This is a genomic window from Salmonella sp. SSDFZ54 (assembly GCF_004010735.1).
Classification (GTDB): Bacteria; Pseudomonadota; Gammaproteobacteria; order Enterobacterales; family Enterobacteriaceae; genus Salmonella; species Salmonella enterica.
This window is the reverse complement of the sequence record NZ_CP034819.1, coordinates 1,922,750-1,938,017: the sequence shown is the minus strand read 5'-3', so window position 1 is coordinate 1,938,017 and position 15,268 is coordinate 1,922,750. Positions and strand designations below refer to the sequence as shown.

Sequence of the window (15,268 nt, the reverse complement as noted above, 5' to 3'; positions counted from 1 at the left end):
TATGAAATTTACCGTTGAACGTGAACATTTATTAAAACCGCTTCAGCAGGTCAGCGGCCCGCTGGGCGGTCGTCCTACGCTGCCGATTCTCGGTAACCTGCTCCTCCAGGTAGCGGACGGTACGCTTTCTCTGACCGGCACCGATCTTGAAATGGAGATGGTCGCGCGCGTTACGCTTTCTCAGCCGCATGAGCCAGGCGCCACTACCGTGCCGGCGCGGAAATTCTTTGATATCTGCCGCGGCCTGCCGGAGGGCGCGGAGATTGCCGTTCAGTTGGAAGGCGATCGGATGCTGGTGCGTTCTGGCCGTAGCCGCTTCTCGCTGTCTACGCTGCCTGCCGCCGATTTCCCGAATCTTGACGACTGGCAAAGCGAAGTTGAATTTACGCTGCCGCAGGCCACGATGAAGCGCCTGATTGAAGCGACCCAGTTTTCGATGGCCCATCAGGATGTGCGCTACTACTTAAACGGTATGCTGTTTGAAACGGAAGGTAGCGAACTGCGTACTGTCGCGACCGACGGCCACCGCCTGGCGGTGTGCTCAATGCCGCTGGAAGCGTCTTTACCCAGCCACTCGGTGATTGTGCCGCGTAAAGGCGTGATTGAACTGATGCGTATGCTCGACGGCGGCGAAAACCCGCTGCGCGTGCAGATCGGCAGTAATAATATCCGCGCGCACGTCGGCGACTTTATCTTTACCTCGAAGCTGGTGGATGGTCGCTTCCCGGATTACCGTCGCGTTCTGCCGAAGAATCCGGATAAACATCTGGAAGCGGGCTGCGATATCCTCAAGCAGGCGTTTGCCCGCGCGGCAATCCTCTCGAATGAGAAATTCCGCGGCGTGCGTCTGTACGTCAGTGAGAATCAGCTCAAAATCACCGCCAATAACCCGGAACAGGAAGAAGCGGAAGAGATTCTGGACGTGAGCTACGGCGGGACGGAGATGGAAATCGGCTTTAACGTCAGTTACGTGCTGGACGTGCTCAATGCGCTGAAGTGCGAAACCGTGCGCATTATGCTGACGGATTCCGTATCCAGCGTACAGATTGAGGATGCGGCGTCACAGTCGGCTGCCTATGTTGTTATGCCAATGCGCTTGTAAAGAATATCGGGCTATCTTACTTGTTATTCTGGCTCCGGGCAGTGCTCGCACAAAATACGAAGTATTTTGGACGTCTTATGGACGGCCCGAAGGGCGAGCGCAGCGAGCAATCCTCACGTACTCCAGTACGCTCCGGTTGCTGTGCGCTGGCCGTAACCAGACTAACTGCGCCGATAACGCCCTGGTTATGAGTTGATATGTCGCTATCCAGACTGCTAATCAAAGACTTCCGCAACATAGAAAATGCGGATCTCGCTTTATCCCCCGGCTTTAACTTCCTGGTTGGCGCCAACGGCAGCGGCAAAACCAGCGTGCTGGAAGCTATCTATACGCTTGGCCACGGTCGGGCGTTTCGCAGTTTGCAGCCTGGCCGCGTGATTCGTCATGAGCAGGAAGCGTTTGTTCTTCACGGGCGATTACAGGGCGAAGAGCGTGAGACGTCGATTGGTTTAACCAAAGATAAGCAGGGCGACAGCAAAGTCCGTATCGATGGTACCGACGGTCACAAGATCGCGGAGCTGGCGCATTTAATGCCGATGCAGTTGATTACGCCGGAGGGGTTTACTTTACTCAACGGCGGCCCCAAATACAGAAGAGCGTTCCTTGACTGGGGATGCTTTCACAACGAAGCCGGATTCTTCACCGCCTGGAGCAACCTGAAACGATTGCTGAAACAGCGTAATGCCGCGCTGCGCCAGGTGAGTCGTTATGAGCAATTGCGCCCGTGGGATAAAGAGTTGATCCCGTTGGCGGAACAAATTAGTACCTGGCGGGCGGAGTACAGTAGCGCTATCGCACAGGACATGGCGGATACCTGTCAGCAGTTTTTACCTGAATTTTCCCTGACGTTCTCTTTCCAGCGCGGCTGGGAGAAAGAGACAGACTATGCGGACGTGCTGGAGCGAAGCTTTGAGCGTGACCGTATGTTGACCTACACCGCGCACGGGCCGCATAAAGCGGACTTTCGCATTCGCGCTGACGGCGCGCCGGTGGAAGATACCCTGTCGCGCGGGCAGCTAAAGTTATTGATGTGCGCCTTACGTCTGGCGCAGGGCGAGTTCCTCACCCGCGAAAGCGGGCGGCGCTGCCTGTACCTGATAGATGATTTTGCCTCTGAACTTGACGATGCGCGTCGCGGACTGCTGGCCAGCCGCTTAAAAGCCACGCAATCGCAGGTCTTTGTCAGCGCAATTAGCGCTGAACACGTTATAGACATGTCGGATGAAAATTCGAAGATGTTTACCGTGGAAAAGGGTAAAATAACGGATTAACCCAAGATTAAATGAGCGAGAAACGTTGATGTCGAATTCTTATGACTCCTCCAGTATCAAAGTCCTGAAAGGGCTGGATGCGGTGCGTAAGCGCCCGGGTATGTATATCGGCGACACGGATGACGGCACCGGTCTGCACCACATGGTATTCGAGGTGGTAGATAACGCTATCGACGAAGCGCTCGCGGGTCACTGTAAAGATATCGTCGTGACTATTCACGCCGATAACTCCGTGTCCGTAACGGATGATGGCCGTGGCATTCCGACCGGTATTCACCCGGAAGAAGGCGTCTCGGCGGCGGAAGTGATCATGACCGTTCTGCACGCGGGCGGTAAATTTGACGATAACTCCTATAAAGTCTCCGGCGGTCTGCACGGCGTGGGCGTCTCGGTAGTCAACGCTCTGTCGCAAAAACTGGAACTGGTTATCCAGCGAGATGGCAAAATTCACCGTCAGATCTACGAGCACGGCGTGCCGCAGGCACCCCTGGCCGTCACTGGCGATACCGATAAAACCGGCACGATGGTACGTTTCTGGCCGAGCCACGAAACCTTCACCAACGTCACTGAATTTGAATATGAGATCCTGGCGAAACGCCTGCGTGAACTGTCATTCCTGAACTCTGGCGTTTCCATCCGCCTGCGCGACAAGCGCGATGGTAAAGAAGATCATTTCCACTACGAAGGCGGCATCAAGGCGTTTGTTGAATATCTCAACAAGAATAAAACGCCGATCCACCCGAATATCTTCTACTTCTCCACCGAAAAAGACGGTATCGGTGTGGAAGTAGCGCTACAGTGGAACGACGGTTTCCAGGAAAACATCTACTGCTTTACCAACAACATTCCGCAGCGCGACGGCGGTACCCACCTGGCAGGCTTCCGTGCGGCGATGACCCGTACGCTGAACGCCTACATGGACAAAGAAGGCTACAGCAAAAAAGCTAAAGTCAGCGCCACCGGCGATGATGCCCGTGAAGGTCTGATTGCGGTGGTTTCCGTGAAGGTGCCGGACCCGAAATTCTCCTCGCAGACCAAAGATAAGCTGGTCTCTTCCGAGGTGAAATCGGCGGTAGAACAGCAGATGAACGAACTGCTGAGCGAATACCTGCTGGAAAACCCATCTGACGCGAAAATCGTCGTCGGCAAAATTATCGACGCCGCGCGTGCGCGTGAAGCGGCGCGTCGCGCCCGTGAAATGACCCGTCGTAAAGGCGCGCTGGATTTAGCCGGTCTGCCGGGCAAACTGGCGGACTGCCAGGAACGCGACCCGGCGCTGTCCGAACTGTACCTGGTGGAAGGGGACTCCGCGGGCGGCTCTGCGAAGCAGGGCCGTAACCGCAAGAACCAGGCGATTCTGCCGCTGAAAGGTAAAATCCTCAACGTCGAGAAAGCGCGCTTCGACAAGATGCTCTCCTCTCAGGAAGTGGCGACGCTGATTACCGCGCTGGGCTGCGGTATCGGTCGCGACGAGTACAACCCGGACAAGCTGCGTTATCACAGCATCATCATCATGACCGATGCGGACGTCGACGGCTCGCACATCCGTACGCTGCTGTTGACCTTCTTCTATCGTCAGATGCCGGAAATCGTCGAGCGCGGCCACGTCTACATTGCCCAGCCGCCGCTGTACAAAGTGAAGAAAGGCAAGCAGGAACAGTACATTAAAGACGACGAAGCGATGGATCAGTACCAGATTTCCATCGCGCTTGACGGTGCGACTCTGCACGCGAACGCTCATGCGCCGGCGCTATCCGGCGAAGCGTTAGAAAAACTGGTCTCTGAATATAACGCCACGCAGAAAATGATTGGTCGTATGGAGCGTCGCTTCCCGAAAGCGCTGCTCAAAGAGCTGGTATATCAGCCAACTCTGACCGAAGCCGATCTTTCTGATGAGCAGACTGTAACGCGCTGGGTGAATGCGCTGATTACCGAGCTGAATGAGAAAGAGCAGCACGGCAGTCAGTGGAAGTTCGATGTTCATACTAATACGGAACAGAATCTGTTCGAGCCTATCGTTCGCGTGCGTACGCATGGTGTGGATACCGATTATCCGTTGGATCACGAGTTTGTGACCGGCGCGGAATATCGTCGTATCTGCACGCTGGGCGAGAAGCTGCGCGGTCTGATTGAAGAGGACGCGTTTATCGAACGCGGCGAGCGTCGCCAGCCGGTAACCAGCTTCGAGCAGGCGCTGGAGTGGCTGGTGAAAGAATCACGTCGCGGTCTGGCTATCCAGCGTTATAAAGGTCTGGGTGAAATGAACCCGGATCAGCTGTGGGAAACCACCATGGACCCGGAAAGCCGCCGTATGCTGCGTGTGACCGTCAAAGATGCGATTGCTGCCGACCAGCTGTTCACCACGCTGATGGGTGATGCCGTTGAGCCGCGTCGTGCCTTTATCGAAGAGAACGCCCTGAAAGCGGCGAATATCGATATTTAATATTCCCGCGTAATCTCTCCCTTATATAAGGGAGAGATTTAGTCTGTAGGTTGAGGGGAGCGAATCCCAACATTTAACAGCGCCTGGAAGGTTTGTCAGCAGTCTGAGATTTAGTAACGCATTGGGGGTAGTGAGTGCAATACAATGACATATCCAATATAAAGAATTATAGCCACTACAAGTATTGTTAAAATTAATATTTCTAATAATTTGTTCATAATATATCCTTGATGTATTTTCCATTGTTTAGCATTAAAGATACTTTGCTGGTTGGATAGAGTATTTACTCCGCCATCCGACAAGGTAAGGCTGACATAGAATGCCTGAATACATTCAGGCATTCTTTATTATTAGTAGCGCATCGCCGGTAAAGAATTCATGATAATAATATAGCCAATTGCCTGGAAGGGCGCAGTGACAACATCGCCAATAATAGAGAATGGCATTAATAAAACCTTAGCCGAGAAATGCTTCTTATCACGTGTGAAATTTATTTTATGGGAAGATTTTAGTAATATTTCATTTTCATTTTCATTATCGGCATCTTTGGGTTGGATTTTTCCTGCTAACGTAAAATAAAAAGGACTGCCAGGATCGTTTTCATGTACATAAAATGCCTCTCTGACTTTTGATTTTTCTTCTTCCGTCAAAGACTTATAGCTGTAGCTAATATCTGAAGGGCGGACGCAATGAAACTCATTTTGTTTGTTCCCTTTTTTACTATCGGTAGAACAGTAAAGCTGTTTGGAAAATTCGATAATTCTTTTATCGATATGAGGATTATTCAGTAAAGTGACGAAATTTCTGGTTGTTGTGTTGATATTATCATCTTTTATATCAAGTTGATAATTATTGTCTTCACCAACAAATGTCCACGTTTTCTCTCCGCTTGTGGTCGTTGATGGTTTGATACTTTTTATTTCATCTGTTTTCCAGACTTCTGTCGTGGGTGCGCTTTCCGTTTTTATAGTATCGAGTAAAGATGACGTCATACAACCGCTTAAAAAATAACTCATGGCAATGGCTGATATTATTTTAATTATTTTCATGAATGTATTCCTTACATGTCATATTCGTTATTATTACCACGCCGCTAATTTTATTGCTATTTTTTCTATCTGCGCTTTCTTACCGGTGTGCCGTTTAATCGAAAGCTGTGTTATTTTTATTTTTTTTCAGATAGTACCAACGGTAATTGTCATCAAATTATTCATTCCTCAAATGGTTTAACGGGACACTCAGTCTCTTTTTCTTCTATAGACGGTGAGTTTCCCAATAACCTCCTTTATTTTTCTATATGTTATTGCCTGATAAATCGGTCAATGCACAATAGAAGCAACCATTGTAAAGACCGTTAAACTCCTCATCATGTCGGACAAAAGAGGAATCCTTTTTCCAGAGTTTATCCCCCTTTATCCCTGACTCTTTTGCTGTTTTTTGAGCGGAATCGCGTTAGCATGAGTCAGGACTCATTTAATGCGGGGATTTCATGGCTATCAAACTTATTGCTATCGACATGGATGGCACCCTTCTGCTGCCCGATCACACCATTTCTCCGGCGGTTAAAAACGCGATTGCCGCTGCGCGTGAAAAAGGGGTAAATGTGGTGCTGACCACAGGCCGTCCGTATGCGGGTGTGCACAGTTACCTGAAAGAACTTCACATGGAACAGCCCGGCGATTATTGCATCACCTATAACGGGGCGCTGGTGCAGAAAGCAGGGGACGGCAGTACGGTTGCGCAAACGGCGCTCAGCTATGATGACTACCGTTACCTGGAAAAACTGTCCCGTGAGGTGGGTTCTCACTTCCACGCATTAGACCGAAATACGCTTTATACCGCTAACCGCGATATCAGCTACTACACGGTGCATGAGTCGTATGTAGCGACCATTCCGCTGGTATTTTGTGAAGCAGAGAAGATGGACCCGAACACCCAGTTCCTGAAAGTTATGATGATCGATGAGCCTGCCGTTCTCGACCGGGCGATTGCGCGTATACCGGCAGAGGTGAAGGAAAAGTACACCGTGCTGAAAAGTGCGCCGTACTTCCTTGAAATCCTCGATAAACGGGTTAATAAAGGCACCGGCGTAAAATCACTGGCCGAGGCGCTGGGTATTAAGCCAGAGGAGGTGATGGCGATTGGCGATCAGGAAAACGACATTGCGATGATCGAATACGCCGGTATGGGCGTGGCAATGGACAACGCCATTCCGTCGGTCAAAGAGGTGGCTAACTTTGTGACTAAATCGAACCTTGAAGATGGTGTTGCCTGGGCGATTGAACAACATGTTCTGTCCTGATTCACTCCGGCCCGATCGCCGTCGGGCCGATAGTTCCACTCATGAAGCTAATGTGTTGCAACAAAGACGTTGTAGAAAATAGTTTTTTATTTCAAAAGATTAATTCGCACAGAAATCCCGCCCACCAGGCGACGATTACTATATTCTCCCTCCTCCTTTCGATCCGGCGGCGCTTCTCGCCAGAATAAACGCTTCATCATTATGAAAAAACGCTCCCTTTTGCTGTTGGCGCTGCCCGCTATGGCTTTTTCTACCTGGGCGGCTACCAGCCCCCCGGCGAACCTGTCGCCTGTTTATAGCTATCAGGATGACGTCCCATCTGCTGCCATACCGCCAGTCGCGACAACGCCGGTGGCAAAGCCTGCCAGTACATCAGTGTTGCCTTTTCTGGGTGATGAAGCCCGAAAGCGTGGCTATGAGCTTCCCGAGCCATTTGGCCTCAATATTAACTACATGAATATTGGGCAGAATATTAACGTTGATAGCATCAACTTTAATGGCCTGGCTTTAGGTCCCAACGGGGGAATTCCATTAGATAACGCATTTAAAATTAACGTCGGTCATACCCGTGAAAAGAGCAAGACCGAAACGGTCAAGCTGGATGCCTGGCTGCTGCCATTTATGAATGTGTACGGCCTGGTGGGCTATACCGATGGTCATTCCATTTCGCAAATTGGTGTTGGGTTGATGACGAAAAATGGCCACGTTTTTCATCCCGCCGATCTGCAAAACCTCAAGTTTAAACTCGACTTTAAAGGCACTACCTATGGCATCGGCACCACGCTGGTCGGCGGCGTAGGTAACTGGTTTACCGCTGTTGATGCTAACTACACCCAGACACAGTTCGATATCCTTGATGGCAGCATCGATGCCTTTACCGTCTCACCTCGCGTTGGTTACCGTTTTACCACCCCGGGTATAGATAAGATGCATCTGCCGTCGGGCAAGCTAAACGTCTGGGTCGGCAGCATGTATCAGGATGTGCAGCAGGAGTTTAAAGGCAGCCTCGACGACCTGACCATGCCGTCAGCGACGCTACAAAGGCTGGTGAGTATGGCTAACTATAACAATAACGGCCGCTTTGACGTCAAACAGCATCTACAATCACCGTGGAACATGCTGCTGGGCGCTCAGTATGAAATAACCCGCCATTTCAACGTTACCACCGAGTTTGGCTTTGCCGAGCGCAATAGCTTCTTTGTGGCCGGTGAGTACCGCTTTTGAACCGCTGCCATTGCCGACTGTTGCTTTGCGTCGCCGGTGTGCTGTCCGGCGTGGCGCAGGCGGCGCTGCCCAGCCGCAGTCAGGTGGACGGCTGGCTACAACAAATGGGGGATAGCGATACTTACGATGCCGCCAAAGGCGTCAACTGGGGAGTAATGCCCGGGCCATTTTATACCCCTGAACTGGGGCTGGGCATCGGCACCGCTATCGTCGGTATGTATCGCCCCGATCCTGCCGATAAGGTTAGCCAGGTATCCACGCTGTCGCTGAGCGGCTATTTCAGCTCCACAGGCGCTTTTGGCGTAAGCCTGCAAAATTACGCTTTTTTCGCGCAAGATCGCTGGCGTTTCTTCCTCACTGGCGCATTGAGCGACACGCCCACTTACTATTGGGGACAGGGTTTTGCCGCCGGTGATAAAGACAGCCATAAGCAGGCCTATACTGCGCAGGTGCTGGATCTGCAACCCATGCTGTATCGTCGGCTGGTCAACAATATCTATCTTGGCGTTGGCTGGACGCTGGATATACAGCACGCCGCGCAAATTGATGAGACCGATCCGCCCAAAATTCAAAGTACAGCGCAGGGCTGTTCTTCACTGAGTAACGGCGGTAGCGTTGAGATTAGCTGGGATGATCGTGATTTTATACCTAACCCACGCAAAGGGCAGTATGCCACCCTTCGCTATACCCACTTCGCACCGGACGTCGGTAGCGATACGCGGTTTGATGAATACCAACTGCACTATAGTCGTTACCATGCCCTCAATGATAAAGATGTGCTGGCCTGGGAAACGGACGGCGCTTTTACTCAGGGTGATGTGCCGTGGAATATGCTGCCGCTGCTGGGCAGTAACCATCGTATGCGCGGCTATTATGAAGGGCGCTATCGCGATAAAAATGCTATCAGCGGTCAGCTGGAATATCGCCATAAGCTGAGCTGGCGGCATGGCGTTGTCGGTTGGGTGGGCGCGGGCACCATGGGATCGTCTTTGCACCATCTGGATGACGGGCGATGGCTGCCTTCTGCGGGCGTGGGCTATCGCTTTGAGTTCAAGCCGCGCGTCAACGTGCGGCTGGATTACGGCGTGGGCAAAGCTAGCAGCGGTTTTTATTTTCAGGTAGGAGAAGCATTTTGAGGTCCGTCGTTCGGGTTATCTTTCTGGCGCTGCTGTTTCTGGCGGGGAGCGCCCGCGCCGCCTTACCACTGTCGCTCTATCTGTCCACTCACCCAATGCCTGCTGCCAGTGAAGCCTGGCCGACGATGCCGCCGCAGCCGCTGCCAAAGGGGTTGCGGCCGTGTTGCGCTTTTGGTTACGACCTGCATGCCGAGCTGCTGGGACTGCCGGTTCCGTTCTATCAGTTAAATAACATCGTGACGGTGGACTCGCTGGGGCATCATCAGTACAACGACCATCTGTACTCGGGCGTGGCAAACCTGATTGGCCTTAGCGGTGAGAATAACGGTATTGTGTATACCTTGCGTGGCGGATTCATCGACACCGCACATGTGCGGGATACCGCTGATATGACAGTGTATATCTTCAGCCAACTACTACCAAAGCTGGGGCAGGCTTTTACGCTGAATCTGGGCGAGGAGCTGGCCGAACGGCGTCTGGTTTTTACTGCTTTTACCCCTCCGGTCGATGCACGCGAGCGTTACACGCTGGCCGCCTGGCTGTCGGCGCATCTGGCGTTCCAGGTGGCGGAGTGGCACGAAATCGCCCAATGGTACGGTTTCGAGTCTGTTCGCGGATTTTCTGAGGGAGTATCGGCCTTTTCGCCGGAAGATCTCTATTCTAACCTCGCGGGTGCCCGTCTGGCGGCGTCTTTAATTGTCGGCGGCCAGACGAAAACGCAAGAGATGTACAACACGGCGATGGAAACTGCGCTGCGGCAAGCGCTGACGCAGCTGGCAGCGCAGCCGACGCAGATCACCCGTTTTCAGTTTGATATGCTTGATGGCCGTTGGTGGAACAGCCAGCGGCGGGTACCGGAAAAATATCTGGTGCTGCATCGTAATTATCAGATGGGCGATGACCGCCTGCCGACCGCCATTCCTGGCGAGATAATGCCGCTATTGCCGCTGAGCTTGCCCCATCGCTGGCGCGGTATCCAGCTTAGCACGCTGGCGCAACTACAATTGTGGCCCAGCGAGGATATGGCGCAGCTACCGCCTCCCGCGCACTATTACAGCGAAAAAGATTTTGCCGCCCTGGCGGAGCAGGCACGGCTACAGGACGAAAAAACACAGAATCATTAAACAGGCAGTAGCCGTAGGCTAGTTCCCTCTTATACCCTCGGCGTACTGTTTTATGTCCTGATAACTGGTGATGTGAAACGCGTCGTTTGGCGAGCCGGAAGCTATTATGGCGAAGGATGATCGGCTATCCATGCGTCGAGCGCCGTCACTCCCTGCGTCACGATAGTTTTAATATCTATATCGCTAAGCGGTTGCAATTCCAGCTCCCGACAGGCTTCGGTTGCCTGCGTCATCCCCAAGCTGGCGCAGCCGCTTTTTAATTTATGCGCCAGCCGCTTAATGTTAACGTCGTCATTCATGGCGCGCGCCGCCTCGATCTCCTCGACTAAAGGCAGCGCGCTGTCTTTGAATAACGCGACCCATTGCCGGAGTTTTTCCGGGCCGACAGACGCCATATCGCCGGCAAGCTGATGTTCATTCAGCATCGCCCGCGCGTTGTGAGATTTGCCCTGTAAATAGTGCGCTATCATGCGGTAAAGCTCCTCGCGGGGAACGGGCTTTTGAATAATCCCGCAGAAAAGACCGGCGGTACGCTGACGAAGATTATCGTCTATCACATGCGCACTAAAACCAATGCGTTTCATGGCGGGATACTGACTCATCAACTGCTGCGCCAGGGTTAAGCCGTCATAATCCGGTAAATCAAAATCCACCAGCGCCACATCAAAGGACTCGCCTTCAGCTAAACAGCGTAGCGCGTCATTCGCGCTTTCAGCTACTGAGACCTTCACCCCTTTGCCCATGAGCATTTCAGCGGTAATACGCTGCGTCAGCATATTATCTTCAATCAGCAACAGGCGTAGTCCGTTAAGATTTACCGGTTCCCTGAACGCATTTTTGCTTGCGGGTTTGGGGTGGCGAACCGGCAGTTGTAAACGAAAACAACTGCCAACATGAAGCGTACTGGTGACGGTTAGCGTCCCGCCCATCGCTTCTGCCAGGCTGGCGCTGATAGCCAGCCCCAGGCCCGTCCCGCCCCGGCGTCCTGTCGCCTGCACAAACGGTTTGAAAATAGCCGTCAGCTTCGCTTCAGGGATACCGCACCCGGTATCTTCAACCTCAATAAACCAGCTCTGATCGTCGCAAAACGTGCGCAGCACTATGCTGCCGCGATCGGTAAATTTCGCCGCATTACTTAAAAGATTAATCACAATTTGACGTATCCGACGCGGATCGCCTTGTAGCGTGGAGGGGAGTTGCTCGCTAAAGTCGGCGATGAGCGCCACCTGCACGCGGCTGTGCATTAAATGCAGCGCGCTATTCAACAATTGTCGCGGTTCAAACGGCTCCTCGCTAATAGAAACGTTGGTGCCGCCTACTTCAATCGCCGAGTAATCAAGAATATCGTTAAGAATCGCCAGTAGCGATTCGCCTGAATCATTAATGGCCTGTAAGTCGTCGCGGTAGTTTGCCATGAGCGGTTTATCGGCCAGCAATTGTACCGTACCGAGAATGCCGTAAAGCGGCGTGCGAATTTCATGGCTCATGGCGGCAAGGAACGTCGATTTCGCCTCGTTGGCCTTTTCCGCTTCGGCGCGCGCCTGCCGGTGTTCCAGCACCAGCGCATGAAGCTCCGCCGTTTGCGATCGCACCTGTTCCGCCAAATCCTCACGATGGCGGTTCAATTTGCGCACGTTGGCGCGAAACGCTTCCATCAGACGGCTGATGGTATCCAGTTCGCTGACGCCAGCCGCCTCCGGAAACGGCGAATCAATATCGCCCTCCAGTAACCGCTGTAAGGCCTGCGTTTGTTGCGCCAGCGGGCGGGATACGGAACGGTAAACCACTCGCCAAAGAATAAAACTTAATGAGCACAGCGCCAGGATACCTAAGATCACTAACCCTATTTGCCCACGCTGACTGGCGTGTGTAAGACGCGCTAACCCAGCCTCGTTTCGTTTTTCGATGGCGTTCACCAACTGCGACACTTCCGTACTGAAGCGGGTAAACTGAAAGAGGTTATTGGCCATAAGCGTTTGAAGCTGGTCGCGGATGGCGTTTTCCTTACGAAACAGGGTAACTAGTGTGGTGTACTGGTTTATTTTCTCCAGCGCGTCGGCGATTTGGGCGCGAACGGTAGGATCTTCTATACGCTGCTGGCGGCGGGATAAAATTTTAACCAACTGATTAAGTTTTTCATCGGTGTCCTCGGCATCGCTCAGCCCTTGCGCGTCTTTTAAGGTCACAATGAGTTGCTTAAACCGCAGGGCATTGACCCGCAACTCATTCATCTGATTCACATACTCAAGGTCGATATCAATCAATCGGTCAAGCGCGCGTTCAGCCTGGTCCCCTTTACCGCTTTCGATAAGATCGTAAATACCGGCCTGGGTGGCGCCCGCAGATGTCGCTGCATTATTGGCCTGACCGTGAGCCTGGGCGGCAATGCTTTCCGCCGCCTCCGCAATCTGGCGGCTTAACTGCTGTTGCTGTGCGCGCAGCGTGAGAATTTCACCGACCAGCGTTCCCTGTTGCCCAAGCGTTTGTGCAATCTCTTTTTCTTGCCGGGCGATGGCCGAGGTATTAAATCCCTGCTCGCTTAATGCCTGCAAAAGATGGTTAATTTTAAGGCTTTGCGCTTTCAGCATCTTCCCCTGCGCCAGCCAAACGCCCTCGCTGTCGGCATTGGTCAGATTTTGCGCGGAAAAGAGCTCGTAAGCGCTGGCTTCGCTTAACTGCCTGGCCATATTCATCGTGGGGAGCAGCGCTTGCGTATTGGTTTGCTCCACCTGACTAATGACGCGCAGGCTTATCCAGCCGATCACGGTGCTGAGCAGGGTGAGTGCCGCCATCAGGGCGAAGGCCAGCCATAATCTGCGGGTCAGTGAAGGCGTTGACATTTATGCGCCGCGGGTGAAATGGGTTGAGTTGCCGCCGGAAAAACCATTAGGATAAAACCTTGTTGCTGGTGGGGCTATCATGCGCGCGCTTATTTCGTTCTTTTTTTTGATAATCATCGTCTCGAATGTAGAAACGGCGTCAGCCGAAACCGGACTGCTACACTGGACGCGCGCCGATCGGGCGATTCCCTGGCGGCAAACGTCAGTCAATGCGAGTAAACCCTGGAAACTGTGCGCATTATACCCCAGCCTGAAAGATTCTTACTGGTTGTCCGTCAACTACGGGATGCAAAAAGCGGCCAAATTGTATGGCGTTGATTTAAAAGTGCTGGAAGCGAATGGCTATCGGCAACTGGCGACGCAACAACAGCAAATGATGCAGTGCCGGGAGTGGGGCGCCGACGCTATTCTGCTTGGCAGCAGTACCATTCGTTTCCCGGAACTGGAACGGTATGCCGGTAATGTGCCGGTTATTGAAGTGGCGAACGTGATACGCGACGCCAGCGTGGCAACTCACGTCGGTCTGCCGTGGTTTCAGATGGGTTATCTGCCGGGACGTTTCCTGGTGCAGTGGAGCAAAGGAAAAACGCTTAACGTTTTACTCTTCCCGGGGCCGGAGGAAGCTGGCGGCAGTCAGGAGATGGTGGCGGGTTTTCGTCAGGCAATTAAAGGCAGCGCCATCAACATTGTGGATATCGCCTGGGGCGATAACGACATTGAAGTGCAGCGAAACTTACTCCAGGAAATGCTGGAGCGTCATCCGGACGCCAATGTGGTCGCCGGGTCGGCGATAGCGGCGGAGGCGGCGATGGGCGAAGGGCGAAATTTGACGACTCCGCTCACGATCGTCTCATTTTATCTGACGCATCAGGTTTATCGCGGTTTAAAACGCGGCCATATCCTGATGGCGCTCAGCGATCAGATGGCCTGGCAGGGAGAATTAGCGATAACGCAGTCGATTAAGGTCTTACAGGGGCAACCGGTGCCTGAAAATATCAGCCCGCCGGTGCTTATTTTGACGCATAACAACGCCGACAGCGCGCGCGTTCGTCGTTCGCTATCGCCTCCGGGATTTCGGCCCGTCTATTTGTATCAATACACCTCCGAGGCTAAAAAGTAGCCTTCGCCATGCTGTGTGACCAGCAGCTCCGGCGTAATTTTATGGCGTAAGCGGCGAACCAGGACATCAATCGTGCGGAGATCCGGAGTCTCTACGCGGCGGGCGGAAAGCATTCGCAGCAGACGTTCGCGATGCAGCACTTTGCCTGGGTTGGTCACAAAGGCCAGCAGCAGCTCGTACTCCGCGCGCGTAAGCTTAATGGCTTCACCGTTGTGCTCCAGCGTGTGATTCATCACGTTCAGGCAGTAGCCGGAAAACATATAGCAGTTTTCACTGGCATTTTGCGGCGTGGGGCGGGCCAGATCGATGCGCCACAAAAGATTTTTTACCCGCACTACCAGCTCGCGCAGTTCCAGCGGCTTGGTGACGTAGTCGTCCGCGCCCATCTCCAGCCCGACGATGCGGTCGATTTGGTCGCAACGCCCCGTCACCAGAATAATGCCCACCGTGGAACGTTCGCGTAGCGCCCTGGTCAGCATCAACCCGTTTTCATCGGGGAGGTTGATATCCAGCAGGATCAGCGAAACGTGCTCATGCTCCATGATGTCGCGCAGGCCCGCGCCGCTGTCGGTCACCGAAACGCGATATCCCTCCTGCTCAAAATAGGCCTGTAATCTGGCCTGAGTAACAGGTTCATCCTCAACAATAACAATGTGATGTGACATCCTGCGCGCGGTCTCTTTCTGTTCATATCTGTTCATATATT

At 52.9% G+C, this 15,268-nt stretch carries 11 protein-coding genes; 8 read left to right on the top strand and 3 right to left on the bottom strand.

Annotated features, from left to right (window positions below):
* The first annotated feature begins 1 nt into the window (after position 1).
* The 3 genes from dnaN to gyrB all read left to right on the top strand — a co-directional run bounded on the left by dnaN (position 2) and on the right by gyrB (position 4,816).
* Complete coding sequence (gene dnaN, locus EOS97_RS09680) at positions 2–1,102, top strand: DNA polymerase III subunit beta (protein ID WP_000673474.1); 1,101 nt, start codon at positions 2–4, stop codon at positions 1,100–1,102.
* A 197-nt stretch (positions 1,103–1,299) separates the two neighbouring features.
* Positions 1,300–2,373 carry a DNA replication/repair protein RecF gene (gene recF, locus EOS97_RS09675; protein ID WP_000059373.1) on the top strand — a complete coding sequence of 358 codons (1,074 nt, stop codon included), beginning with the start codon at positions 1,300–1,302 and terminating at the stop codon, positions 2,371–2,373.
* Between the two features lie 28 nt (positions 2,374–2,401).
* Complete coding sequence (gyrB, locus tag EOS97_RS09670; RefSeq protein ID WP_000072047.1) at positions 2,402–4,816, top strand: DNA topoisomerase (ATP-hydrolyzing) subunit B; 2,415 nt, start codon at positions 2,402–2,404, stop codon at positions 4,814–4,816.
* 350 nt (positions 4,817–5,166) lie between these two features.
* Here the strand turns inward: gyrB and EOS97_RS09665 are convergent, their stop codons facing one another.
* On the bottom strand, positions 5,167–5,865 hold the full coding sequence (locus EOS97_RS09665; RefSeq protein WP_001805492.1) for a hypothetical protein: 699 nt from the start codon (positions 5,863–5,865) through the stop codon (positions 5,167–5,169).
* A 440-nt stretch (positions 5,866–6,305) separates the two neighbouring features.
* On the opposite strand from EOS97_RS09665, the gene yidA reads away from it, so the two are divergent.
* The 4 genes from yidA (at position 6,306) to EOS97_RS09640 (ending at position 10,602) form a co-directional block, all read left to right on the top strand.
* Positions 6,306–7,118: a sugar-phosphatase gene (gene yidA, locus EOS97_RS09655; protein ID WP_000985571.1), complete on the top strand. Its 813-nt coding sequence runs from the start codon at positions 6,306–6,308 to the stop codon at positions 7,116–7,118.
* Between the two features lie 201 nt (positions 7,119–7,319).
* On the top strand, positions 7,320–8,342 hold the full coding sequence (locus EOS97_RS09650) for a hypothetical protein (protein WP_000747396.1): 1,023 nt from the start codon (positions 7,320–7,322) through the stop codon (positions 8,340–8,342).
* A complete protein-coding gene (locus tag EOS97_RS09645) occupies positions 8,339–9,478 on the top strand; it encodes a BamA/TamA family outer membrane protein (RefSeq protein ID WP_001078025.1) in 1,140 nt (379 codons plus the stop codon). The genes EOS97_RS09650 and EOS97_RS09645 overlap by 4 nt, the downstream gene beginning before the upstream one ends.
* Positions 9,475–10,602, top strand: a complete 1,128-nt coding sequence (locus EOS97_RS09640) for a DUF4056 domain-containing protein (protein WP_001258173.1) — start codon at positions 9,475–9,477, stop codon at positions 10,600–10,602. Before EOS97_RS09645 ends, EOS97_RS09640 begins: the two co-directional genes overlap by 4 nt.
* A gap of 104 nt (positions 10,603–10,706) precedes the next feature.
* Here the strand turns inward: EOS97_RS09640 and torS are convergent, their stop codons facing one another.
* A complete protein-coding gene (gene torS / locus EOS97_RS09635) occupies positions 10,707–13,442 on the bottom strand; it encodes a TMAO reductase system sensor histidine kinase/response regulator TorS (RefSeq protein ID WP_000106947.1) in 2,736 nt (911 codons plus the stop codon).
* A 79-nt stretch (positions 13,443–13,521) separates the two neighbouring features.
* On the opposite strand from torS, the gene torT reads away from it, so the two are divergent.
* Positions 13,522–14,562, top strand: a complete 1,041-nt coding sequence (gene torT, locus EOS97_RS09630; protein WP_001202041.1) for a TMAO reductase system periplasmic protein TorT — start codon at positions 13,522–13,524, stop codon at positions 14,560–14,562.
* On the opposite strand, the gene torR is transcribed toward torT, so the two are convergent.
* On the bottom strand, positions 14,535–15,227 hold the full coding sequence (torR, locus tag EOS97_RS09625; protein ID WP_001562512.1) for a two-component system response regulator TorR: 693 nt from the start codon (positions 15,225–15,227) through the stop codon (positions 14,535–14,537). The two genes, torT and torR, sit on opposite strands and share 28 nt — an antisense overlap.
* Between the last annotated feature and the right edge of the window lie 41 nt (positions 15,228–15,268).

Bases quoted from the DNA above. Each gene is read 5' to 3' on its own strand.
- dnaN (WP_000673474.1), top strand. From the start codon at position 2: ATGAAATTTACCGTTGAACGTGAACATTTATTAAAACCGCTTCAGCAG.
- recF (WP_000059373.1), top strand. From the start codon at position 1,300: ATGTCGCTATCCAGACTGCTAATCAAAGACTTCCGCAACATAGAAAAT.
- gyrB (WP_000072047.1), top strand. From the start codon at position 2,402: ATGTCGAATTCTTATGACTCCTCCAGTATCAAAGTCCTGAAAGGGCTG.
- EOS97_RS09665 (WP_001805492.1), bottom strand. From the start codon at position 5,865: ATGAAAATAATTAAAATAATATCAGCCATTGCCATGAGTTATTTTTTA.
- yidA (WP_000985571.1), top strand. From the start codon at position 6,306: ATGGCTATCAAACTTATTGCTATCGACATGGATGGCACCCTTCTGCTG.
- EOS97_RS09650 (WP_000747396.1), top strand. From the start codon at position 7,320: ATGAAAAAACGCTCCCTTTTGCTGTTGGCGCTGCCCGCTATGGCTTTT.
- torS (WP_000106947.1), bottom strand. From the start codon at position 13,442: ATGTCAACGCCTTCACTGACCCGCAGATTATGGCTGGCCTTCGCCCTG.
- torT (WP_001202041.1), top strand. From the start codon at position 13,522: ATGCGCGCGCTTATTTCGTTCTTTTTTTTGATAATCATCGTCTCGAAT.
- torR (WP_001562512.1), bottom strand. From the start codon at position 15,227: ATGTCACATCACATTGTTATTGTTGAGGATGAACCTGTTACTCAGGCC.